This window comes from Methylosinus sp. DMC45, assembly GCF_056313885.1.
In genome coordinates, this window is record NZ_JBQUZK010000035.1 from 112274 (window position 1) to 135643 (window position 23370).

The 23370-nt window shown below is 65.8% G+C and carries 23 protein-coding genes and 1 riboswitch; of the genes, 12 read left to right on the top strand and 11 right to left on the bottom strand.

Annotated elements, in window-relative coordinates; translation table 11 throughout:
* Positions 1-2: 2 nt before the first annotated feature.
* From ACT53T_RS08710 to ACT53T_RS08725, 4 genes are all read right to left on the bottom strand, one after another.
* On the bottom strand, positions 3-854 hold the full coding sequence (locus tag ACT53T_RS08710) for an FAD/NAD(P)-binding protein (RefSeq protein ID WP_476160912.1): 852 nt from the start codon (positions 852-854) through the stop codon (positions 3-5).
* Positions 838-1302: a cyclic nucleotide-binding domain-containing protein gene (locus ACT53T_RS08715; protein WP_476160913.1), complete on the bottom strand. Its 465-nt coding sequence runs from the start codon at positions 1300-1302 to the stop codon at positions 838-840. The genes ACT53T_RS08710 and ACT53T_RS08715 overlap by 17 nt, the downstream gene beginning before the upstream one ends.
* On the bottom strand, positions 1299-2423 hold the full coding sequence (locus ACT53T_RS08720; RefSeq protein ID WP_476160914.1) for a 4Fe-4S dicluster domain-containing protein: 1125 nt from the start codon (positions 2421-2423) through the stop codon (positions 1299-1301). Before ACT53T_RS08720 ends, ACT53T_RS08715 begins: the two co-directional genes overlap by 4 nt.
* Positions 2424-2587: 164 nt before the next feature.
* Positions 2588-3688, bottom strand: coding sequence for a 2'-deoxycytidine 5'-triphosphate deaminase (locus tag ACT53T_RS08725; RefSeq protein WP_476160915.1), 1101 nt, complete (start codon positions 3686-3688; stop codon positions 2588-2590).
* A gap of 150 nt (positions 3689-3838) precedes the next feature.
* Positions 3839-3917, top strand: a riboswitch (SAM riboswitch).
* A gap of 54 nt (positions 3918-3971) precedes the next feature.
* On the opposite strand from ACT53T_RS08725, the gene ACT53T_RS08730 reads away from it, so the two are divergent.
* Positions 3972-5165 carry an O-succinylhomoserine sulfhydrylase gene (locus tag ACT53T_RS08730; protein ID WP_476160916.1) on the top strand — a complete coding sequence of 398 codons (1194 nt, stop codon included), beginning with the start codon at positions 3972-3974 and terminating at the stop codon, positions 5163-5165.
* A 4-nt stretch (positions 5166-5169) separates the two neighbouring features.
* Here ACT53T_RS08730 and ACT53T_RS08735 read toward each other — a convergent pair whose 3' ends face one another.
* The 4 genes from ACT53T_RS08735 to ACT53T_RS08750 all read right to left on the bottom strand — a co-directional run bounded on the left by ACT53T_RS08735 (position 5170) and on the right by ACT53T_RS08750 (position 9005).
* The gene (locus ACT53T_RS08735) at positions 5170-5412 is read right to left on the bottom strand and encodes a hypothetical protein (protein WP_157234998.1); all 243 of its coding nucleotides are present in this window, start codon (positions 5410-5412) and stop codon (positions 5170-5172) included.
* A gap of 94 nt (positions 5413-5506) precedes the next feature.
* On the bottom strand, positions 5507-5869 hold the full coding sequence (locus ACT53T_RS08740) for a DUF2946 family protein (RefSeq protein WP_476160917.1): 363 nt from the start codon (positions 5867-5869) through the stop codon (positions 5507-5509).
* 121 nt (positions 5870-5990) lie between these two features.
* Positions 5991-8444: a TonB-dependent receptor gene (locus ACT53T_RS08745; protein WP_476160918.1), complete on the bottom strand. Its 2454-nt coding sequence runs from the start codon at positions 8442-8444 to the stop codon at positions 5991-5993.
* 192 nt (positions 8445-8636) lie between these two features.
* A complete protein-coding gene (locus ACT53T_RS08750) occupies positions 8637-9005 on the bottom strand; it encodes a hypothetical protein (RefSeq protein WP_400768366.1) in 369 nt (122 codons plus the stop codon).
* Positions 9006-9228: 223 nt separating this feature from the next.
* Here ACT53T_RS08750 and apaG point away from each other — a divergent pair, with 223 nt between their 5' ends.
* Positions 9229-9621, top strand: a complete 393-nt coding sequence (gene apaG, locus ACT53T_RS08755; RefSeq protein ID WP_018265848.1) for a Co2+/Mg2+ efflux protein ApaG — start codon at positions 9229-9231, stop codon at positions 9619-9621.
* A 9-nt stretch (positions 9622-9630) separates the two neighbouring features.
* A complete protein-coding gene (gene argE, locus ACT53T_RS08760) occupies positions 9631-10803 on the top strand; it encodes an acetylornithine deacetylase (RefSeq protein ID WP_476160919.1) in 1173 nt (390 codons plus the stop codon).
* Between the two features lie 28 nt (positions 10804-10831).
* Here argE and ACT53T_RS08765 read toward each other — a convergent pair whose 3' ends face one another.
* Positions 10832-11161, bottom strand: coding sequence for a hypothetical protein (locus ACT53T_RS08765; protein ID WP_476160920.1), 330 nt, complete (start codon positions 11159-11161; stop codon positions 10832-10834).
* A gap of 256 nt (positions 11162-11417) precedes the next feature.
* Here ACT53T_RS08765 and yajC point away from each other — a divergent pair, with 256 nt between their 5' ends.
* The 7 genes from yajC to ACT53T_RS08800 all read left to right on the top strand — a co-directional run bounded on the left by yajC (position 11418) and on the right by ACT53T_RS08800 (position 17963).
* Positions 11418-11900 carry a preprotein translocase subunit YajC gene (gene yajC, locus ACT53T_RS08770; RefSeq protein ID WP_400768376.1) on the top strand — a complete coding sequence of 161 codons (483 nt, stop codon included), beginning with the start codon at positions 11418-11420 and terminating at the stop codon, positions 11898-11900.
* 91 nt (positions 11901-11991) lie between these two features.
* Positions 11992-13581, top strand: a complete 1590-nt coding sequence (gene secD, locus ACT53T_RS08775) for a protein translocase subunit SecD (RefSeq protein WP_476160921.1) — start codon at positions 11992-11994, stop codon at positions 13579-13581.
* A gap of 11 nt (positions 13582-13592) precedes the next feature.
* Positions 13593-14573 (top strand): protein translocase subunit SecF, encoded by a 981-nt coding sequence (gene secF / locus ACT53T_RS08780; RefSeq protein ID WP_476161014.1) that lies wholly within the window; start codon positions 13593-13595, stop codon positions 14571-14573.
* Positions 14573-14953, top strand: coding sequence for an Mth938-like domain-containing protein (locus tag ACT53T_RS08785; protein ID WP_400768383.1), 381 nt, complete (start codon positions 14573-14575; stop codon positions 14951-14953). The genes secF and ACT53T_RS08785 overlap by 1 nt, the downstream gene beginning before the upstream one ends.
* Before the next feature lie 17 nt (positions 14954-14970).
* Entirely contained in the window at positions 14971-15849 is an 879-nt protein-coding gene (locus tag ACT53T_RS08790; RefSeq protein ID WP_476160922.1) for a phytoene/squalene synthase family protein, read from the top strand.
* A gap of 97 nt (positions 15850-15946) precedes the next feature.
* A complete protein-coding gene (locus tag ACT53T_RS08795) occupies positions 15947-17326 on the top strand; it encodes an ActS/PrrB/RegB family redox-sensitive histidine kinase (RefSeq protein WP_476160923.1) in 1380 nt (459 codons plus the stop codon).
* Between the two features lie 37 nt (positions 17327-17363).
* The gene (locus tag ACT53T_RS08800) at positions 17364-17963 is read left to right on the top strand and encodes an ActR/PrrA/RegA family redox response regulator transcription factor (RefSeq protein ID WP_018265857.1); all 600 of its coding nucleotides are present in this window, start codon (positions 17364-17366) and stop codon (positions 17961-17963) included.
* Positions 17964-17993: 30 nt separating this feature from the next.
* On the opposite strand, the gene ACT53T_RS08805 is transcribed toward ACT53T_RS08800, so the two are convergent.
* Positions 17994-18449 carry an MmcB family DNA repair protein gene (locus ACT53T_RS08805; protein WP_476160924.1) on the bottom strand — a complete coding sequence of 152 codons (456 nt, stop codon included), beginning with the start codon at positions 18447-18449 and terminating at the stop codon, positions 17994-17996.
* A 112-nt stretch (positions 18450-18561) separates the two neighbouring features.
* Between ACT53T_RS08805 and ACT53T_RS08810 the strand changes: the two genes are divergently transcribed.
* Complete coding sequence (locus ACT53T_RS08810; RefSeq protein WP_476160925.1) at positions 18562-19644, top strand: polyamine ABC transporter substrate-binding protein; 1083 nt, start codon at positions 18562-18564, stop codon at positions 19642-19644.
* 78 nt (positions 19645-19722) lie between these two features.
* Positions 19723-20847 (top strand): glycosyltransferase, encoded by a 1125-nt coding sequence (locus ACT53T_RS08815; protein WP_476160926.1) that lies wholly within the window; start codon positions 19723-19725, stop codon positions 20845-20847.
* Positions 20848-20867: 20 nt separating this feature from the next.
* On the opposite strand, the gene ACT53T_RS08820 is transcribed toward ACT53T_RS08815, so the two are convergent.
* Entirely contained in the window at positions 20868-22979 is a 2112-nt protein-coding gene (locus tag ACT53T_RS08820) for a GumC family protein (RefSeq protein WP_476160927.1), read from the bottom strand.
* Positions 22980-23370 lie beyond the last annotated feature (391 nt).

A 23370-nucleotide genomic window follows, 5' to 3' on the forward strand; every position in this document is an offset into this window, starting at 1 on the left:
GCTCAGATTTCCTTCTTCGCGATGAGGCCGCGCAATTGCGAATAGGGAAACACCGGCCCATCGCGGCAGATGAAGACCGGCCCGAATTGGCAATGGCCGCACCAGCCGATCGCGCATTTCATATTGCGCTCCATGGAAAGATAGATGCGCTCTTGCGCGACGCCCCTCTCGAGCAGCGCATTGGCGACGAAGCGCATCATGATCTCCGGTCCGCAGAGCATGGCGAGCGCATTGCCGGCGTTAAATTGCGCACGCGACAGCAGAGTCGTCACCACGCCGACATTGCCGCGCCAATCGCCGCGCGCGTGATCGACCGTCGCCTCCACCTCTATGTCGAGCCGCCCACGCCAAGCTTCCAGCTCATCGCGAAAGAGAATATCCGCCGGGCTGCGCGCGCCGAATAAAAGAAGAATACGGCCATATTTCTCGCGCTCGGCGAAGAGGCGGTAGAGCGCCGGTCGCAGCGGCGCGAGGCCGAGCCCGCCGGCGACGACGATCACATCGCGCCCCTCCGCCTCGCGCATCGGCCAGCCGCGCCCGAAGGGTCCGCGCAGGCCGATCGGCTCGCCCACATGCAGCTCCGTGAGCGCGCGAGAGACGGCGCCGACAGCGCGGATCGTGTGAACGAGCCGCGCGCTATCGGCCGCATCGCCGCTGACGCTGATCGCCGCCTCGCCGACGCCGAAGGCGGTGAGCATGTTGAATTGCCCCGGCGCGAAATCGAAAGCGCCGCCCTCTATCTCCAGGGTCACGACATCCGCGATCTCGCGCTTTCGCTTCGCGACGCGGGCGACGCGCGGGATCATGGGATCGGCGATGCTCGCCGCGGAAAATGCGTCAGCCATGGGCGCCATAAATGTCGATCATCTGCATTCGCGCGGCTTGCAATCGCTCGACCAGCGGAGGCATGAAACGCTTCATCATGTCATAGCCGAGCCGTGGATCGGCCTCGCTCTTACGGCGCAAGCAGGCGGCGTCGACGGCGATGGCGCGGACGAGATCGATCGCACGCGCGTCATAGGTCCAGCGATAGGGCGGCACGAGCCAGGAAAGGCCGCAGAGATCGCCCTCATGCAGCGTCTGCACAGTGACGGAGCCGCGCGCCGGATCGCGCAGCTCTATGGCGACGCTTCCATTGCGCAGCAGAAAGAACCAATCCGCGCTGTCGCCTTCGTGAAAGAGATATTGGCCCGGATCGAAGCGCACATTTTTCGCGCAGCCGGAGACGAGCGCGACGAAGCCCGCATCCATGCCGGCGAAAAAGCGATGCTCCTTTACGATATGCTCGATGCTCTCGATCATGTCGCGCCTTTCTGCGCGTCGCTCTCGCGAATGGCGCGCGCCTCCTCCGTTAAATCTATGCCGACGGGACACCAGACGATGCAGCGTCCGCAGCCGACGCAGCCGGAGCTTCCGAACTGGTCATGCCAAGTGGAGAGCTTATGCGTCATCCATTGGCGATAGCGCGATTTGACGCTTTGCCGCACGCTGCCGCCGTGAATATAGGAGAAATCCAGCGTGAAGCAGGAATCCCAGCGGCGCGAGCGCTCGCTCTCGAGGCCTGTGAGATCGCTCGCATCCTCGACGCTGGTGCAAAAGCACGTCGGGCAAACCATTGTGCAATTGGTGCAGGCGAGACAGCGGGCGGCGACATCGTCCCAGCGCGGATGATCGAGATTGCGCGCCAGCAATTCGCGCACATCGCCGGCCTCGAGGCTACGACCCATATTCGCCGCCGTATGCGCGAGAATAGCCTCCGCCTCCTCTGTCTCGCTCGCGCTCGCCGCGCGATGCGGCAGAGAATCGAGGAGAGCCCTCCCCGCCTCCGTGCCGATCTCGACGAGAAAGGAGCTTCCTGCGACGATCTCTGTGAGCGCAATGTCGAAGCCTGTGGTCGCCTTCGGCCCCGTATTCATCGAGACGCAAAAGCAGGCGCCGCCGGCGACGCCGCAATTCACCGCGACGATGAAGACGTCCTCGCGCCGCGCGCGATAATGCGAATCGGCGTAATCGCCGCCGAGGAACACGCGGTCTTGAATGGCGATGGCGTGCAGCTCGCAGGAGCGCGCGCCGATGAAGGCGAATTTCTCGACGCGAGCCGGCTCGGCCTCGACATGCAGCTCGTCGCCCTCGCGCCGCGCGCGCCACAGGCGCAGCACGGGCGGGTGCAGCAGCTTTTTCCAGGATTGCGGGCCGACGACATAGCCGAACAAAGCTTCGTCATTGCGGCGCGTCAGCCGATAATGGCCGCCGTCCTGCTCGTCTCCGACGCCGCGCGGCAGGTCGTCCAGAGAGGCGATCTCGTCATAGACGATCGCCTCGTCGCGCACGGTCGGGCCAATGAGCGCATAGCCCTGCCCGCGCAGAGCCTCGAGCAGAGCCTCGAGGCCGGCGGCGTCGACGATGGAGCGGGCCTCGGTCATGCCTTTGTCCATTGTCTCGAATCTAGCGTTCGAAATGCGTGCGTCTTCAGCGGGCGAAGCCGCGCGCGGCTCGCGTGACGCTCCGCCGACGCGGCGCAGCGCTCGTTGATCTCATCGAATTATTGCAGTTTCCCGACAAAAAGCGAGGTGACGCGCTGTCGCGCTCACGGCGCCTTGAAATGCTTGGAGAGCTTCAGCTCCTGCCCCTGATAATTCGAGACGCCGCCTTGGCCGTAGAGAATCTTCGGCTCGGCGGCCATTTGCTCATAGACGAGCCGGCCGATGACCTGCCCATCCTCCAAGATAAAAGGCACGTCATGGCTGCGCACTTCCAGCACGGCGCGGCTGCCCGGGAGGCCTTGCGCGCCATAGCCGAATCCTGGATCGAAAAAGCCGGCGTAATGCACGCGGAACTCGCCCATTGCGGGGTCGATCGCCATCATCTCGGCCGAGAGATGGGAGGGAATGCGGATGCGCTCGCGCGAGGCGAGGATGTAGAACTCGTTCGGATCGAGGATGAGCTTGCCGCGGCGCGGCGCGAGGCGCTCCCAATAATCCTCTATGGCGTAATGATCGACGCGATCAACATCGATCACATCCGTATGCTTTTGCGCGCGATAGCCGACGACATCGCCGAGCCCGTCCAGAGCGACGCGCAAGATCACGCCGTCGCGCAGCGTCAGCTCGCCATCGGCGAGCGGCGCGCGGGCGTGCTCGGCCGCGAGCCCAGCGTCGGAGAGCGTCGTCTCGCCGGCGGCGGCGCGTCGGCGCAGGCGCAGCTGATCGAGCCGCGAGCCCTGCCGCGCGCGCACGCTGAAGCTGCGCGGCGAGACCTCCGCATAGAGCCGCCCGCGATAGCCGGCCGCGACATGGTCGAAAATCTCGGTGTCGTCGGTGATGAGGCGGGTGAAGATGTCGAGCCGCCCGGTCGAGCTCTTGGGATTGGCGACGCCGGAAACATCCTCCGGCAGATTGAGGCTCTCGAGCAGAGGAATCACATAGACGCAGCCACGCTCGAGCACAGCGCCGGCGTCGCGCAGGTCGATCTCGTCATAGGTCAGCTCGGCGAGCAGCGCCTCGACGCTGCGACGCTTGCCGGGCAGAAAGCTGGCGCGCACGCGATAGGCCGTCGGGCCGAGGCGCAGATCGAGGCTCGCCGGCTGGTGCTGGCCCTCCTCGATCGGCGGCGTCGCGACGATCGCGCCGGAAGCCGCCAATTCACGAATCTGCTCGCAGGAGAGCACGCCATGGGCGGCGGACGCCATCGAAACTCCTATCACAACGGTTCTGTCGTCGCGGGACCTTACACGCGGGACGCCATCGTGTTCTAGTGGCGACAAAATCGGCGAGCCGCAAGGATGCGCCGAGGACGCCGGCCAGTGTTGACTTGGCCGCGTCCTTCGGTTCATTCTGTTAAAAGAACGCGTGGTTCTTTGAGCCGGCCGGCTTGCCGCCACGTAAAACAAGGCGCTAAAAGGCCGGGTTTCCTCGTGAAATCCGCTTTTTTGTCGCCGTGGCGCGCCCCGCGCGCCGCAGGGGAGACCAAAGTTGAGCGACGACGAGAAGAAACTGCGCCCCGCGACACGGCTCGTGCATGGCGGGGGGCTGCGCTCGCAATTCGGCGAGCTGTCCGAGGCGATGTTCCTCACGCAGAGCTTTGCCTACCCCACGATGGAGGCCGCCGAGGCGCGCTTCAAGGGCGAGGACCCGGGCTTCATCTATTCGCGCTTCTCCAATCCGACCGTCGCAATGTTCGAGCAGCGCATGTGCCTGCTCGAGGGCGCCGAGGCGGCGCGCGCCACCGCGAGCGGAATGGCCGCCGTCACCGCCGCGCTGCTGGCGCAGTTGCGCGCCGGCGATCATATCGTCGCGGCGCGGGCGCTGTTCGGCTCCTGCCTCTATGTGGTGGAGGATCTGCTGCCACGATTCGGCGTGGCCTCGACCTTGGTCGATGGGGCCGACCTCGCGCAATGGAAGGCCGCCGTCCGCAAGGAGACCAAGCTCTTCTTCCTCGAGAGCCCGACCAATCCCGGCCTAGAGGTCTATGACATTCGCGCCATCGCCGATATCGCCCATGAGGCGGGCGCGCGGCTCGTGGTCGACAATGTCTTCGCCACGCCTCTGCTGCAAAAGCCCTTCGAATTGGGCGCCGATGTCGTCGTCTATTCGGCGACCAAGCACATAGACGGCCAGGGCCGCTGCCTCGGCGGCGTCATTTTGGCGTCGCAGGCGCTGATCGAGGAGAATATCCATAATTTCCTGCGCCAGACGGGGCCGGCTCTGTCGCCCTTCAACGCCTGGACCATGCTGAAGGCGCTGGAAACTCTGCCGCTGCGCATCGCGCAGCAGACGGCGAGCGCGGCGAAGATCGCCGATTTCCTCGCCGGGCAGAAGGAGATCGCCCGCGTTCTCTATCCTTTCCGCGCCGATCATCCGCAGGCTGAGCTGGCGCGGCGGCAGATGACTGGCGGCGGCACGTTGGTGACATTCGACGTCGCGGGCGGCAAGGCGGCGGCCTTCCGCCTCGCCAACGCGCTGAAAATCGTCAAGATTTCCAATAATCTCGGCGACGCCAAGAGCCTTGTCACCCATCCGGCGACGACGACGCATCAGCGGCTGACGCCAGAGGCGCGGGCGCTCATTGGCGTCGGCGATGGGCTGCTGCGTCTCTCGGTCGGGCTCGAGGATACCGATGATCTCCTCGACGATCTGGCGCGCGGCCTTTCCGCCGCGCGCGGCTGAACGGTCAGAACTGGCCGAATTTCGCGCGGCGCTCGAGGTCGATGAGACGGCCGCTGCGCCGCGCGGCGATCACGGGCGCCGGCGATGGCTCGGGCTCCCGCTCGGCCGGCGGCGCCGCGGCAGGGACGACGAACGCCCCGCGCGTCTCGAACACGCCGAAGGCGCGGCGCTCGCCGGCGAGCGTGCGCAGAAACTCCCGAAAGAATGCGCCGACCCCGGCGCGATCGCTCATTGAAAGTCGAAACACTTTTTCCCCTCCCCGCGCCGTTTTGGCGACGCATCGTCTTTTCGAAGCGATGATCGGCGCCCGCTCCCGCGGACGGTCGAATTCGGTTGGAAAATCAGATGGAGAGAGGCGGCGCCCGCGCGCGCCGCGCATGATCCGGGGCGAAAACAACGGCGCGCGCGACCGGCGCCGGCCATTGCGCCGCCGCCCAGTCCTGCGAGGCGACGCCCGAGATTTCCGGCCGCGCCGCCAAAGGTCCCGCGCCGCCGCAACAAAGGGCGCAGAGATCGCAAAGTCCGGGGCCGACATCGGCATGGCCGATCGGAGCGGCCGAGGCCGCGCCGGAGGCGTCGGCGACGGTCGCGCAAATCTGCCCCGGGACGAGCGCGGAATGGGCGAGCCCTGCCGTCGCGGGCGCAAGGGCCTGAACGGCCAGCGCCAACGAAAACAGCAATATGCTCGTCAAATTCCGACGCATGAAAGCTCCTGCCCGCGATGAGGGGAGAGTCTGTCGCAATTCACCCCGCGGGGCAAGAGAGCGAGCGACGGGGAATGTGATGCGCCGCAGCATCCCCTCCCCCGCCTTCATTGCAAATCGGCTATTTGGCGCCGAGCTTCACATCGGAGAACATGCCCGAAGCCGGGCCGCCGAAGTCGTATTTCAGACCGAGAAAATAGGTCCGCTGCGGATAGGGGTTCGGATTGACGTAATATTTCCACCGGCCGATGTTGTCGATACCGGCGTTGAGCGTCCATTCCTTGGCGATCTTATAGGTCGCCTTGGCGTCGAAGACGAGATATTCGCTGTCGACGCTGCCGTAATTATTATGGTTGAAGTCCGAGTTGTTGAGGCTGACAAAGGCGCCCGTCGCATAGCGCATGCCCGCCGAGATGGAGAACTCGTCGGTCGGCGCATAGGAGGCGACGGCGCGGATGCGGATGCGCGGAATGCGCGGATATTGCATCCCCTGCACCCAGGGCTGCTGATAGTCGGACACGACCTTGGCGTCGGTAAAGGTCACGCTGCCATTGAAGTCGAGGCCCTTCCAAACAACGTCCTTCAGCACGACGGCGCCTTCGACGCCGCGGAAGATCGCCTTTCCGACATTGGAGTTCTGCGTCACGCCGACGCCGGTGGAGAAATCCGTCTGCGAGACGATGGCGTTCCAACGATGGTCCATGAACAGCGAGACGCGCGGCCGCGCCTCGCCGATGAGGCCGTCGAACACATTGGTCGTGACATATTCGCCAGTCAGATCATAGGAGGTGCCGCTTTCCGGCTGCAGATCCGGGTTGCTGATCGAGATGGAATTGGGACCGGCGATGTTCTGGAACAGCTCCAGCACAGTGGGAAAGCGATAGTACCGCCCCACCGAGCCACGCAGATTGAGGTCTGGAAAGACTTGATATTCGATCGCCGCCTTGGGCGAGAAGGTCGGCTTGGCGACGGACGGCAGATAGGGCGGCGTGACCAGCGACGGCGGCCAGCCGGCGAAGCCGGGCGTGTATTTTTGGCCGAGCGTGTTGTTGACGCCGCCGAAGGCGCTCCAGAACTCCTCGCGACCGCCGAAGGTCAGCTTCCATTTCGGCGCGAACTCCCAGACGTCTTGCAGATAGACGGCTTTCGTCTCCGTCTTTCCGTAGTTTATCGCCTGGATGGAGTAGTAGTAATTATCGGTGAAGACATTGGTGTTGGTCAGCGTCTGCGAGAGCGAGTAGAGGTCCCAATGCGCGCCGATCGAAACCTCGTGCTTGCCGAGATCGGTCCATTCCGGGCGCCAGATTCCGCGCGCGTCGAAGGTGCGCCAGAAGGTGCCGGTCTGATTGGTGTTGGAGCCCCGCGGATCGATCGAATAGGCGGTTCCCGCGGCATTGGGCAGGAGACCATAGGCCTTGGCGGTATTGTTGTAGTCACGCAGGAAATTATAGGAGGTTCCCGAGAAGTCGAAGTCGAAGACGCCTTTGGTGTCCGACTTGAACGAAAGCGCCTGCATCAGATGCGAGGCGTTGCCATGGCTCGGATTGACGGTGAAGGGGAAGACGGCGTTGCCGACCTGCACATTGCCGTTCTGCGTGTTGTAGATCGGAACGCCATTCGCGTCGCGGATATAGGTCGTCGGGCGGGTGTTGTCGACGAGCGACCAGAAGCCGAGCTGGTAGGCGGCGTGGATTTTGGGCGCGAGCTCATAGTCGAGCTTGATCTTGCCCATGTGCTGCTCGGAATGGTCGGCCTGATTGGCGCCGCCCACGAATCGCGGATTGCCCGCCTGATCGATGTCCGCGTAGCCGCCGAGAATGCGCGCGCCGGAGCCGGATTTGACATTGCCGCCCGGGAAGGTCTGCGACTGCCCTTGCGCGTCGAGCCGGTCGTAGCTGGCCCAGAAAGAGAAATCATTGATCTTGTCGCCGACGAGAATATTCATGTCGCCGGCGAGATCGGTCTCCTTGGAGCCATAGAGCGAATAGGGCTGCAGGCCGGCGTTGCCCGAGAAGTGAAACTCGAAATTCTCCGGCATGCGCGTCGTGATCGCCATCACGCCGCCCATGGAGTTGCCGGGATAGAGCGCCGAGAACGGCCCGTAGACGAGATCGATGCGGTCGATCTCGCCCGGCGACACCATGCCCCAGCGCGGCGCCGTGTTGAAGGAGTTGCCGAGCAGATTGGAGAGCAGAATATTGTCCGCATAGACGAGGTTCTGCGCGCCGGCGATGGGCGAGTTCACGCGCGTCTGCAAAATGCCGTTGCGATCGCCGATGAAGCGCTCGCGCACCAGCACGCTCGGCAGATATTTCATCGTCTCGGCCGTGGTCATCACATTGACCGTGCGGTCGATGTCGGCGCGGGTGACGCTCTCCACCACGGCGGGGATGTTGTCGGGTATAGCGCGGCGGATCGGGGCCGCGGCCGGAGCCGGCGCCTGTCCCTCGGCGCCGTTCTGGACGCCGGCGATATCGATGCCGGGAAGCGCCTCCTGCGCCTGCGCGGTCGCGGCGGCGAGCGAGAAGGCCAGCGCGCAGGCGGAGGCGCCGCGCAGCAGATGGTGACGAGTCATTTTTTCCTCCTGCGCCTTCGGACGGGCGCTTTCGGACATGCCGCGGCCGCGGCTTCTCATGGAGCCGGCGCGCGCAGTCTCGACGGTGATCTGGGATTGAGAAGTCGCGCTCCGGCAAAAGCGCCATGCGCTCTAGCGAAAACGCCTCGCGAGCTAAACGCCGCCGGCCCGAAGGACCGTGGCGCTATCGCTTCAGGAAAAGGCCGGAGGCGCGCGGGCGCGCTGCGCCTGGGAGAGGCCGAAGCCGAGCCCATTGCTCGGGCCGAAGGTCCATTCCGCCTCGCCGACGCTGCGCCGGTCGAGCGCATGGCCCGCGATGGAAAAGGGAAGGAAGGGCGAGAAGCCGGCGAGGCAGCTCTGGCAGGCGATGCAGGCGCCGGCGTCCCTGTGGCCGCTGATCGGCGCGCGACGATCGACGCTTCCGTCGAGCGCGGCGCAATAGGCGGAGCCTCCGCGGCCATGCGCGGTCGCCGTCGGAACGCCGAGCGTATAGGCCGCGCTCAGCGCCTGAAGCGCCAAAGCGACCGCCGCCAGCAAGCCACGGAGAGAAAATCGACGCATCGCCACCAATCGCCGTCGGGAAAGATTCCTTCCCGCGCAGAAGCTACGCGCAGCCGAAGGCGTGGGCAATCGAGCCGATGCGCCACGGAGAAGCTTTTCCTTGACCCGTGTCAATTATGTCACAGATTTTGCTAAGCGGAGACGGCTCGGCGCCGGCTTTCACCAGTGGGCGACGACGCAATCCACATTTCCCTTCGGCGCGATGCGTCCTAGAGTAGGTCCCATGTATATATCCATCACAAGAGACATTCAGGTCACTGCTCTGCCGGACTTTCTCCATGAGCAGTCGGACCCCGCCAACGATCGCTTCGTCTGGTCGTATACGATCGAGATCGCCAATCTCGGCAAGGAGCGTGTCCAACTCCTGTCACGTCACTGGATCATCATCGACGCTTACGGGCGCAAGGAAGAGGTGAAGGGGCCGGGAGTGGTCGGCGAGCAGCCGGTTCTCGAGCCCGGCGAGACGTTCCGCTACGCCTCCGGCTGTCCGCTCACGACGCCCTCGGGACTGATGAAGGGAAGCTATACGATGATCACCACCGACGGCGAGACCTTCGACATAGAGGTGCCGGCCTTCTCGCTGGACAGCCCGCTCTCCAAGCCGACGCTGAACTGAGCGCGGCGCATGGCTGGCGACAATTCGACGATCGAGCGCGCGATCGAGCTGACCGGACGGCTCGTCGCTTTCGACACGGAGAGCTCCAAATCCAATCTGGCGCTCATCGATTTCGTCGAATCCTATTTGCGCGCGCAGGACGTGCCCTGCATTCGCGCGCCCAACGCCACTGGCGACAAGGCGGCGATCTTCGCGACGATCGGCCCGCCGATCGAGGGGGGCGTCGTGCTTTCGGGCCATACGGATGTGGTGCCGGTCACGGGCCAGAGCTGGACCGCCGATCCCTTCACCCTGCGTCGCGAAGGCGACCGGCTGCTCGGCCGCGGCGCCGTCGACATGAAGGGCTTCGGCGCGGTCTGCCTCGCCATGATTCCCGAGTTCAAGGCGGCGGGACTCAGGCGGCCGATCCATATCTTTCTCAGCTATGACGAGGAGACGACCTGCCTCGGCCCGCTCGATCTCCTGGAGCGCCTCGGCTACGACCTGCCGCGGCCTGCGGCCGCGGTCATCGGCGAGCCGACCTCCATGCAGGTGGCGGACGCGCATAAGAGCGTGACGACCTTCGTCACCAGGGTCCGCGGCTATGAGATTCATTCCGCCAATCTGCATCGCGGCGTCAGCGCCGTGCATGTCGCTCTGCTGCTCGGCGCCGAGCTGCTGCGAATCGGCGAGGAGCTGGTCGCGGCGGGCGACCCCACAGGGCGCTTCGACCCGCCCTACTCCACTCTGCATATCGGCGCGATAGAGGGCGGCACGGCGCGCAACATCGTCGCCAAGGACTGCGTCTTCCATTGGGAGGTGCGCGGCGTGCCGGGAACCGACGCCGCCCGAATCGTCGAGGAGAGGCTCTCCGCCTATTCGGCCGAGCTGACGCAGAAATTTTTCGCGCCCTTCCCCGGAACGGGCATAGAGACGCGAATGGAGGTGGCGGTTCCGGGCCTCGCGCCGCAGCCGGGCTCGCCGGCGGAGACTCTAGCGCTACGGCTCGCGCGCGCCAATCGCACCGTCGCCGTGCCTTACGCATCCGAGGCCGGGCACTTTCAGCAGACCGGCATTCCCAGCGTCATTTGCGGCCCCGGCCGCATAGACGAAGCGCATCAGCCGGACGAATATATCGAAATCGGCGAGCTCGCGGCCTGCGTCGATTTCATGCGCGGCCTCGCCCGCGAGCTCGGCGCCTGAGAGAGGCGCCGAGCGGAACCAGAGGCTTTCAGTAGCAGGCCCAGACCCAATAGCCGACCCAGCGCCAGCACGGGCCGACGCCATAGCCATACCAGCGCCCATGCCAGAAACGGCCGCGGCCGCCATAGCCATAGGCGGGTCCTCCGCGCCAGCCGGGGCCGCCATGCCAACCGGGACCACGACCGCCGCCGTGCCAACCGCCGCCGTGCCAGCCGCCACCCCCGTGCCAGCCGCCGCCATGACCTCCGCCATGCCAACCGCCGCCGCCGTGGCCGCCGCCGTGATGCTGAGCAAATGCTTCCGACGGCAGCGCGAGCGCGGCGCCCAGCGCGACGACGAGCGATAATTTCTTGAACATCGGAATTCTCCTCACTTCGCTGCGAAGCGCGCGGAGCCCCTCCGCCCCGATGCTTCCCAGAGGCGACATACTTCCCCGCCGAGGCCTCCGACTGTGAGTTGTCGCACAGACCTCGCCGAATTCATACCGGCGACGGCGCCGCAGCGCAGCGCCGGCCGCCATTGATTTCGGGATAGGGCCGGCTATAGTCCGCGCCCGTTGCAAGGCGGCTTCCTGCCGGCACGAAGGCGCGCGCGCCGCTTCTAAGAGATCGAACATGAAATTGATCCAGACCGCCCAAGCTCAGACGGCCCCTGCTCAGACCGACGCTCCCGCGGCTCCTCCCGCTCCGCCCGTCCCGGCCGCTCCCCCCGTTCCGGCGGCTCCCTCGGCGCCGCCCGTCCCGCCCAGCACGACAGTGCAGACGGCGCCGGATGTGGGCGCTCCCCCGGCGGCTCCGGCTCCCGACATGATCACGCAGCTCGTGCCGCTGCTGCTCGTCACGCTGATCGTCTATTTCATCGTGCTGCGTCCGCAGGCGCGCCGCACGAAGGAGCAGAAGGACTCGCTCAAGAATGTGCGGCGCGGCGACACGGTCGTCACCGCCGGCGGGCTGATCGGCAAGGTCACCAAGACCATCGACGACGCCGAGGTCGAGGTCGAGATCGCGCAGAACATTCGCGTGCGCGTGCTGCGCTCGGCCATCGCCGAGGTGCGCGCCAAGGGCGAGCCGGTGAAGGATCAGGCGGCCTCGCGCTAGCCTTCGCTCAGAACGCGACGTCTCCCATCCCGGCCGCCACGCCCGGCGCCGGGACCTTTCTTTTAGGACCGCCTCACAGGACCGACGATCCATGCTGCGCTTCGCCACCTGGAAGATCATCGCCATTCTGGCGCTGACGCTCGCCGCCGTTCTCGTCGTCGTCCCCAGCATGCTCGCGCCGGCGAGCGTCAAGGCGCTCGAAAACGCACTGCCCTCCTGGGCGCAGCCGCGCACCATCGTGCTCGGCCTCGATCTGCAAGGCGGCTCCTATGTGATGCTCGAGGTGGACAAAGCCTCGGTGCTGCATACGCAAGTGACCAATCTGCGCGACGACGTCCGCCGCATCCTGCGCGAGGAGAAGATCGCCATCACCGGCGGCATAGGCGCGCAGGCGCGCGGCGTGCAGCTGCGCATACCGGAGGCCGCCGACCGCGCCAAAGTGCTGCCGAAGTTCCGCAATCTGGCGCAGGGCTTCGGCGCGAAGATCGGCGGCGCGCCGCCCCTAGAGGTGCGCGATTCGGGCGACGGCCTGGTGCAGATCGTCGTCACCGACTCCGGCGTGACCGACAAGGTCCGCCACGCCGTCGATCAGTCGATCGAGGTCATCCGCCGCCGCGTCGACGCGCTCGGCACGCGCGAGGCCAGCATTCAGCGCGAGGGCGACGATCGCATCATCGTTCAGGTCCCCGGCCTTCAGGACCCGGAGCAGCTGAAGACCATTCTCGGCCAGACCGCCAAGCTGGAATTCCGCCTCGTCGCCGAGCCGGGCCAGAGCCCGGCCGAGCTCGAGGAGCTCGATCAGGCCGATCAATCCGGCAAGATCGCCATCGAGAAGCAGGTCATGGTGCAGGGCGAGGATCTGACCGACGCCCAGCCCGGCTTCGACCAGCAGCGCGGCGGCGAGCCGGTGGTGAATTTCCGCTTCAATATTCGCGGCGCGCAGAAATTCGGCGAGGTCACATCCAAGAATGTCGGCCGGCTGTTCGCCATAGTGCTCGACAATAAGGTGATCTCGGCGCCGCGCATCCTGCAGCCGATCACCGGCGGCTCCGGCCAGATCTCCGGCCATTTCACCGTCGAGCAGGCAAACAACCTCTCGATCCTGCTGCGCGCCGGCGCCCTGCCCGCCAAGCTCGACATCATCGAGGAGCGCACGGTCGGCCCCGGCCTCGGCCAGGATTCGATCGACGCCGGCAAGCGCGCGGCCTATGTCGGCGCCGGCCTCGTCGTCGTCTATATGCTCATCACCTATGGCGTGTTCGGAATCTTCGCCAATCTGGCGCTCTTCGTCCATATCGCCTTCATCTTCGCCGGCCTCGTGCTGCTCGGCTCGACGCTGACATTGCCGGGCATCGCCGGAATCGTGCTGACGATCGGCATGGCGGTCGACTCCAACGTGCTGATCTATGAGCGTATTCGCGAGGAGCAGCATGGCGGGCGCTCGATCCTCGCCTCGTTGGACGCGGGCTTCAACCGCGCCTTTGCGACCATCGTCGACTCCAATGTGACGATGTTCGTCGCCGCGGCGATCCTCTACTTCCTCGGCTCCGGCCCCGTGCGCGGCTTCGCCGTGTCGCTCGCGCTCGGCATTCTGACGACCATTGTCACCGCCGTCACCATGACGCGGATGATGATCGCGATCTGGTATCATTACGCGCGCCCGACGCGCCTGCCGATCTGAGGGTGAAACAGATGAAGCTGCTGCGTCTCGCCCCGGAGAACACCAAGTTCCCCTTCATGCGGTTCCGCCGCGTGAGCTACCCGTTTTCGGCCGTGCTCTCGATCTGCTCTATTCTGCTGTTCATCTTCAGCGGCATGAATTTCGGCATCGATTTCGCCGGCGGCACGGTCATAGAGCTGCGCGCCAAGACCGGCCAAGCCGAGATCGCCACTCTGCGCACGACGATCGAGAAGCTCGAGCTCGGCGACGTCGAGGTGCAGGCCTTCGGCAATCAATCCGATGCGACGGTCCGCTTCGGCCCGCAGAAGGGCGGCGATTCCGCCCAGCAGGCCGCGGTCGAGAAGGTCCGCAGCTCGGTCGGCTCAGACTATGAGCTGCGCCGCGTCGAGGTCGTCGGCCCGCGCGTCTCCGGCGAGCTGGTGCAATCGGGCACGCTCGGCGTCGTGCTGTCGATCGTCGCCGTGCTGACCTATTTGTGGTTCCGCTTCGAATGGCAGTTCGCCGTCGGCGCGGTGATCGCGACCATGCACGATCTTCTGCTCACCGTCGGCTTCTTCTCGCTCACCCATCTCGAATTCAACACGACGTCGATCGCCGCCATTCTGACGATCGTCGGCTACTCGCTGAACGAGACCGTCGTCGTGCTCGACCGAATTCGCGAGATGATGCGCAAATACAAGAAGATGCCGACGGATCAGATGATCGACCTCTCGATCAACGCGGTGCTGCCGCGCACGATCATGACGGCGACGACGGTGTTTCTGGCGCTCCTCTCGCTGGCGATCTTCGGCGGCCATGTGATCCGCAGCTTCTCGCTGGCGATGATCTGGGGCATTTTCGTCGCCACTTATTCGTCGGTCTTCATCTGCTCGCCCATGCTGATCTATCTCGGCCTGCGCAATGAGGATGTCGGACCGGCGCCCGAGGCCGCCGCCGCGCCGGGCAAGGGCTCCGCCAAGGCGACGACGCGCGCCAAGCCCAAAGCGGCCTGATGGCCGAGCAGGGTCGAGGCTTCGTTCCGGGCCGCCATAGGATCGAGACCTATGGCGGCGGCGGCTTTCGCTTCGCGGAAATGTCGCATCGCGGCTCGCTGCTCGCCCTGCCCTCCGGGATTCATGCGCTGGAGGCGGTCGCTGCGGCGGAGATCGACGAAGCCACGCTCGCGCCGCTCTTCGACGAGAGCGCCGGCGCGGTCGAGCTGCTGATCTTCGGCTCCGGCGCGAATTTGCGCCCACCCTCGCCCGCCCTGCGCGCGCGGCTGAAGCAGGCGGGAATCATGGTCGAGGCCATGGCCACCGGCGCCGCCGTGCGAACCTATAATATGCTGCTCGACGAGGACCGCCGCGTCGCCGCCGTGCTGATCGTGGTGTGAGCCGAGGTTTTTCGCCCATGGACGAGGCCGCGACGACCGCGCGCGAGACCGAGCTCGCCGACCATTACCGCCATTGCGAGGCGGCGCTGCGCGAGCAGGATCTCGACCTCTGGCTGGCCTGCCTGTTCGCGCCGGCGCAGGCGCGGCCGCATCTCCGTGCGATCGGCGCTTTCTGCGCAGAGATTTCCAGCGTGCGGGCGCGCGTCTCGCAGCCGATTCTCGGCGAGATGCGGCTGCGCTGGTGGTACGATTCGCTGGAGGCGCCGGCCGATAGCGAGGGCGCCCGCGCCCATCCGATCGCCGACGCGCTTTTCGATACGCTAGAGCGTTGCGCTATCCCACGCGAGGAGGTCGTCGAGCTGCTCGAGGCCCATAGCTTCGATCTCTATGACGAGCAGATGGAGAGCCTCGCGGCGCTGGAGACCTATTGCGACCGCGTGTTCGGCGCGCCTCTGCGCTGGCGCGCGCGCGTCATCGACGCCGAGGACGCCGCACGGCAGGAGGAGGCGCTTCGCCTCGCCGGGCGCGCCTTTGGCCTCACGGCGATTCTGCGCGCCCTGCCCCGGCATTTGGCGCAAGGGCAGCGATTCTTGCCGCTCGATCTTCTCGCACGCTGCCGCGCCGAGAGCGATTTCGTCGAGGCGAAGCTCACGCCCGCGCTCGCCGCCGCTCTGGCGGAGCTGCGCGGCAAGGCGCGCGATTATTTCGAAAAGGCGCGCAAAGCCGTGCACGGCGATGGCGCGGCGCGCGCGGCTCTGCTGCCCGCAGCATTGATTCCACTCTATCTCGGCGCGATGGAGCGCAAAGGCTTCGACCCGCTCCATATGATCGCCGAGCCGCCGCAATGGCGGCGGCAGTGGCGGCTGTGGCGCGCGGCAAGGGGGCGCGGCATATAGTCCTGCGGAAAATCGCTGCGGAGCACAGGCGAAACGCGCTACAAATCGCAGAGCCGCGCGTCTCGCGCTGCTGCAATTTTCGAGACAACGCCGCCTCATGACCAATACAGCCGACGCCGATTTCGGCCATCAGGCCCGCCAGCTTCGCGTCGACACGCTCATCATCCTGCGCTGGCTGGCGATCGCCGGCCAGACCTTCGCGACGCTCGTCACCTTCTTCTATTTTCAGTTCGATTTCCCGATCGGGCTGAGCTTCATCGCCATCGCGACCTCGGCCTGCCTCAACGCCGCGCTGCGCCTCGCCACGACGCGCACCTTCCGCCTCGACGACGGCGAGGCGGCGTTGCTCTTGTCCTATGACATATTGCAGCTCTCGGCCCTGCTCTATCTCACCGGCGGCGTCGCCAATCCTTTCGCCATGCTGTTTCTGGCGCCGGTCATGATCTCCGCGGTGTCGCTGCCGCGCAAGCTGACCATTCTGCTCGGCGTGCTGATGATCGCCGCGGCGACGATACTGACCGTCGAGTTTCAGCCTTTGCCCTGGTACGAGGGCGTCGAGCTGCATTTCCCGCTGCTCTATCGCACCGGCGTGTGGACGGCGCTGGTGCTGAGCGCGGCCTTCGTCGGCCTCTACGCGGCGCGCGTCTCCGACGAGGCGCGGCAATTGTCGACAGCGCTGGCGGCGACGGAGTTGGTGCTGGAGCGCGAGCAGCATCTCTCGCAGCTGGACGGCCTCGCGGCCGCCGCCGCGCACGAGCTCGGCACGCCGCTCGCGACCATCGCCGTGGTGACGAAGGAATTGCAGAAATCCGCGCTCGCGACGGCGCCGGCGCTCGCCGACGATCTCGCCCTCCTCGCTCAGGAGACGCGGCGCTGCCGGGACATTCTGCGCAAGCTCGTCTCGCTCGGCCAGGCGGACACGGGCGGCCTGCTCGACATGCAGACGCTGGAGACCATGCTCGAGGAGGTGATCGAGCCGCACCGCGCCTTTGGCGTGGACGTAGAGCTGACGCGGCGCGGCCCGCCCCCGGAGCCGAGCTTCTCGCGCAATCCCGGCATCGTCTACGGGCTCGGCAATCTCGTCGAGAACGCCGTCGATTTCGCGCATTCGCGCGTGCGCATAGAGGCCTTGTGGTCCAAGGAGCTCGTCGTCCTCGTCATAGAGGATGACGGCCCCGGCTTCTCGCAGGCGATTCTCAATCGCCTCGGCGACCCTTATGTCAGCGGACGCCCGACCGATCGGCGCACCAAGAACGAGCCGGGCTCCGGCCTCGGCCTCGGCCTCTTCATCGCCAAGACGCTGCTCGAGCGCTCCGGCGCGACCGTGACGACCGCCAATGTGCAGGCCCCGCAGACAGGCGCCAAGGTGACGATCTCCTGGCCGCGCGCGGCGCTGGAGCGCTCCAGCGGCAATGGCGAGGCAGGCGGGCACGAGCGTGGCTCAGACCAACAAACGCCTTCGTCCGACGCGGCGTGATGCTATATTGAATAATCCCAAACCAGGACGACGACGCATGATCGACGACGCTGGCGCAGCCGAACACACCGATTTCGATGCGGCCGTGGAGGCCGCGCTCGGGGAGCTCCCGCAGGAGCGCTCGCTGCTGATCGTGGAGGACGACAAGCCCTTCCTCGGCCGGCTCACGCGCGCCATGGAGGCGCGCGGCTTTCTCGTCACGGCGGTGGAGAGCGTCGCCGACGGCCTCGCCGCTGTCGAGGCCGCCGCGCCGGCCTTCGCCATCATCGACATGCGGCTCGGCGACGGCAATGGCATAGACGTCATCTCCTCGCTCAAGGTGAAGCGGCCGGACGCGCGCGGCATCATCCTCACCGGCTATGGCAATATCGCCACGGCGGTGACAGCGGTGAAGCTCGGCGCCTTCGACTATCTGGCCAAGCCCGCCGACGCCGATGAAATCTATCATGCGCTGATGGCGACGAAGATCGACAAGCCCGACGCGGTCGACAATCCCATGTCGGCCGATCGCGTGCGTTGGGAGCATATTCAGCGCGTCTATGAGAGCTGCGACCGCAATGTGTCGGAGACGGCGCGCCGGCTCAACATGCATCGCCGCACGCTGCAGCGCATATTGGCCAAACGTGCGCCGAGATGAGCGCACGGCGATGACGCGCGGCGGCGCGGGTCAGAATTCGTCGCGATGCAGGGCGTAATGAAGCCGCTCCGCCGCCGCGCCGGCGAAGCGCAGCAGCATGGCCTTGCGGCTGGCCGGAGCGAGCTTATGGACCGGCGCCTCGCGCGTCAGCATGGCTCCATGCGCGTCGGCGACGATGAGGCCCGCGTCCAGGGGAAAGGCCGCCTCGGAGAGATCGCAGGGAATGGCGAAATAGAAGCGATCGCAATGGAGGCGATAGTCCATCCATTTGCGATCGGCGCGGAAATCGGCGAGCGAGCTCTTCACCTCGACGATGCGCAGCGCTCCATCCGGCGCGAAAGCGACGAGATCGGCCCGCCGCCCGCCCGGCAGCGGCAGCTCCGCGAGCACGGAAAATCCCGCCGCGCGCAAATAGCGCCGCGCGCCGCGCGTCACGAGACGGGCGTTATGCTCGCGCAGACTTTCGAGCGGAGAGGCAGGCTCCATCGCATAATCTCGGAATGGCGGGAGAGCGAGAGGATGGCCATTGTGCCCATGAGGCGACGCGCCGCGCAAGCGGCGAAGCAAATCGCCGGACGTTGAGGGAGAGCGAAACCAAATGAGAATCCTCGCCGCATGTCTGCTCGCGCTCGGAAGCGCCATGGGCGCGCAGGGCGCCGAGCGGGTCGTCAACATCTTCAATTGGAGCGATTATATCGACCCGCGCGTGCTCGAGGACTTCACCCGCGAGACGGGCGTCAAGGTCGTCTACGACACCTATGATTCCAACGAGATATTGGAGACGCGCCTGCTCGCCGGCGCCGCCGGCTATGATGTCGTCGTCCCCTCGGCGACCTTTCTGCAGCGGCAGATCAAGGCCGGCGTCTATCGCCCGCTCGACAAGAGCAAGCTCAAGAATATCGACAATGTGTGGCCGGAGATCGCGCAGCGTCTGTCGCGCTATGATCCAGGCAACGCCTATGCCGCCCCCTATATGTGGTTCACCACCGGCGTCGCCTATAATGTCGCCAAGGTGAAAGAGCGCATCGGCGACAAGCCGATCGCCTCCTGGGAGCAGGTGCTGAAGCCGGAAAATCTGCGCAAATTCGCCGATTGCGGCGTCTATGTGCTCGATAGTCCCGAAGATCTCTTCTCGATCACGCTCAATTATCTGAAGCTCGATCCAAATTCCAAGGAGCCGGGCGACATTCGCCGCGCCGCCGATCTGCTCTCCGGCCTTCGGCGCCACATAAAGAAATTCCACTCCTCGGAATATATCAACGCGCTGGCCAATGGCGACATTTGCCTCGCCATCGGCTGGGCCGGCGACAGCTTCCAGGCGCGCAATCGCGCCCGCGAGGCCGCCAATGGCGTCGAGATCGCCTATGTGATCCCGCAGGAGGGGACGCTGATGTCGCTCGACAGCCTCGCCATCCCCAAGGACGCGCCGCACCCCGACGAGGCGCATCTCTTCATCGATTATCTGCTGCGGCCGGAGGTCGCCGCCCGCAACACCAAGATCACCAATTTCGCCAATGGCGTCGGCGCCTCGCGGCCGCTGGTGGACAAGGAGATCGCCGAAAATCCGGCCATCTATCCCGATGCGGCGACGATGAAGCGGCTCTTCACCGTCACGGCGCCGGATCAGCCGATCCAGAAGATCGTCACCCGCGAATGGACGCGGGTGAAGACCGGCCGCTGACAAAAACGGTTCGTCTCTTGCTCCGAGTGGGATGGCGGCGCCGCCGCCGTCTCATTTTGAAACAGGACGGAGCCATTGATGATCCGCGCGACCGAACGCAAGAAGACGCTGTTCCTGGTCTCGACGGCCACGCAGCCTTGCGGCGTCGAATCCTTCGCCCGCCATGTGGCGGCGCGCTGGGGCGAGCTCGGCCTCGAGGCGCAGCGGCTCGCCGTCTCCGGCAGGCTCTCCGATTGGGCGGCGATCTGGCGCGCGCTCGGCGAGGTGGACGCCATCGCGATCAATCTGCCGGTCGTCGCCTGGAAAAAAATCGTGCTGACGCCGCTCGTCGCGCTCGTGCTGGCGCTGCTGCGCGGGCGCGGCCGGGTCCTCGTCCTGCATGAATGGGCCGATCTCGACTGGCGTCGCCGCCTCATCATCTCCGTCTACGCCCTCTTCGCGCAGCGTTTCGTCTTCTCCTCGCCCTTCGTGCGCGAGGGCTTCGCCGAAGGCGTCGTCACGCGCTTTCTGGCCGCCCGCAGCGCCATCGCGCCCATTCCTTCCAATATTCCGCCGACCGCGCCGGACGGCCCCTCCCCGCTCGCCGCGCGCATAGACGCGGCGCGCGCCGAGGGACGCATGGTCATCGGCCATTTCGGCTCGATCTATCCCAAGAAGCAGTCCGATTTCGTGCTCGATGTCGCAGCGAGGCTGCGCGACTCCGGCCGGCCGGTCCTCTGCCTCTTCATCGGCGGCTTCGTCAAAGGCGTCGATCGCGTCGAGGAGGATTTTCGCGCCAAGGCTCAGGCGCTCGGCCTCGCCGAGGATTGCCTCGTGACCGGCTATGTCGACGGCCCTCGCGATCTGCATGCGCTCTTCGCCGAGGTCGACTGCTTCCTCTATCGCTTTCCCGAAGGGCTCACCTCGCGCCGCGGCAGCGTGCTCGCCTGCCTGCAATCCGGCAAGCCGGTGATCGTCAATGCGCCGCGCGAGGCCGGCGAGTTCGACCATCATCGCGCCTATCGCCGCGCCATCGCCGACGGCTCTCTGATGCTGCTCGCCAATGACGCCGATGCGCGCGCCTATGCCGACCGCCTCGCGCGTTCGGAGAGCCTGCCGTCGCGCTCGCTGTCGCCGCTCTACGATCAGTGCTGGCGCGACGCCGCCGCCGCTGTCGCGATCGATACAGAGCCCATGAACGCCGCGCCGCTTATGGCCGAGTAAAGAGAGAGAAGACGACCGCGTCAGGCGGTCCTGCGCGTCGTCTCCGCACGGCGGCGCGCATCGCGACGCGGCAGCCAGGGATCGCTATGATCGACTCGCAAAATCACCGCGATCTTGGCGCGCAGCGCCTCGGGAAGCTCGCCGATCGCGGTCTCCTCATCCTGATCGCGGCCGAGCACCGGCGCCACGAAATCGAGCCGCTCGAACATGCTCTCGTCCGAGCCGACGCCGTCGCAGAGCACGATATCGACCTCGGCCGGACTGCCGTCGCGGAAGCCGTCGACGATGCGCTCCACCGCTCCGGCCGCGCGCGACCGACGATCGATCGCCGGCAGCGCCAACAGCACGCTGTCATTGGTGCGCACGAAAGGATCGTCGGCGTCGCCGAAGGCCTCGAGCCCATCCTCGATGAGAACAGTGAGCGCCGCATGATCGCGGTCCGCATCGACCAGCGCCACCTCGAGATGCTGCAGCCGCAGCGCCAGCGCGATATTGACGGCCATCACCGTGCGAATGGAGCCGGGCGCGTCGCCGACCAGACCGATGACGAGCGGCCGATGCGCGCTCTCGGCGACCAGCGCGCCAAAGCGCGACACCACCGCCTCGAGCTCGCGGCGATCGGCGAAAGGCCGCACGAAAGGGATGCCGAGCCGCGTCAGCTCGAGCCGGTCGGGTCCCGCCGTCGGCCCGCGCACGGTGAATTTCGTCGCATCGGTCACAGCGACGCGCACCGGCTCGTTCTCGACGTCGCGACGCGGACCCGACTCGGGCGCGCCGCCGAAGCCGCGCTCCCGCAGAAAAGCGAGGCCGAGGCCCAGAGTGAAGCCGGCGACGAAGCCAGCGCCCGTCATCAGCCCGGCGCCCGGCGGAAAGCTGCGCGCGATCGGCGGCGTCGCCATTGTAATGATATGCGTGCTGGCGGCGTCGAGCTGCCGCGCCTCGCCGGTCTGACGCGAGCGCGTCAGGAAGGATTCGTAGATCGTGCGGCTGACCTCGACCTCGCGCTCGAGATCGCGAAGCTTGACCGAAGCTTGCGCCGAGACGACAGCCTTGCCCTCGAGCTTCTGCATCTCGCGGTTCAGCGCCTCTTCCGTGCTTCGCGCGCGCTCGTAATCCTTGCGCAGCGAGACGGCGACGCGCGCCAGCTCGGTATTGACGAGGCGCTTGGTCTCGGCGAGCCGCGCAGTCGCATTCTTGACGACCGGATGCTGCGGCCCGAGCTCGGCGGAAAGATCGGCGAGCTTTTGCGCCGCCTCCGCCTGCTGCCCGCGCAGCGCGTTCAGCGTCATCAAATTCATATTGGCGGCGATGGCGGCGAGCTCCGTGTCCGAATGCGCCGCGCGCTGCACCTGCTCGAAACGGGAGCGCGTGTCCTCGAGCCGCGTGCGGGCGAAGGTAAGCTGCTGATTGAGCTCCTTCAGCCGCTGCTCGTCTATGTAGGAATCGCGCGTGCCGACGAAGCCATTCTCCGCCTTATAGGCCTCGACGGCTTTTTCCGCGGCGAGCAGGCGCTCGCGCAGCCCGTCGAGGCGTCCGGTGAAGGACGTCGCCGCCTGCTGCGCCGCATCCTTATGCATCGTCGAGCGAACATCGATATAGGCTTGCGCCACCGCATTGGCGATGCGCGCGGATTTCTGCGCATTGTCGCTCGAGGCGGCGATGTCGATGATGAAGGTGCGCTCGGGACGGCGCACCATGATCTTCGTGCCGAGCGCGCGCACGGCGCCGTCGACGATCTCCTCCTTCGTCGGCGTGCGGCCGAAATGCCCGAACAGCTTGCCGAGCAAGGAGGTAGAGGCTCCGAACTCGGGATCCTCGGTGAGCTTCTCGGCCTCGACGACGCGCTCGAGCACGACCTGCGAGGTCAGAATGCGCGTCTGCGTCTCGACGAAATTGATGAAGCCGGTCGAATCCTGGCCCTGATTGGCGTCGCCCTCGAGACCGGGCAGCCCGCGCGGATCGAGATAGATCTGCGCGGCCGCGACATAGCGCGGCGTCAGCAGCTTGGTGAGCGCATAGCCGCCGACCGCGCAGGCGAGCGCGACGGACAGGATGAACAGCTTGTTGCGAAGCGCGAGCGCGATCAAGCTCCCCGGCGTCAGAGAGGAGCGGGCGCGCGGCGGCTCCGCCATGGGGCGCTGACGTTCGGCAACGCTTTTCGACCCGGAGTCATAGTCCAACATCACGCGAGTTCCGTTCCGACGTCGAACAAGCGAGCACAGTCCCGCATTCGCGCTGAAGCCGAATGTTCCATTTCATGGTTAACGTTTCTTAAACCCCTCTCTCTCATTCATCCTCTTCATGTCGAAAATAGGGTTTGCAGGGACGATTCGCCACGTTTCACGATCGTGACAGAATTCGAGACGCCTCGAGTGTCTCGTCCATGTCCAGAGCATCATAGCCGCGTTTCATTTTCACGCAAATGGCCGCGAAATTCTTGCCCGAACGGGTCAAATTTTATGGAACGAATTTGGCAACGATCAAATCCGCAAACTGTTCACCAACGAGCGGCAATTTAGCTGA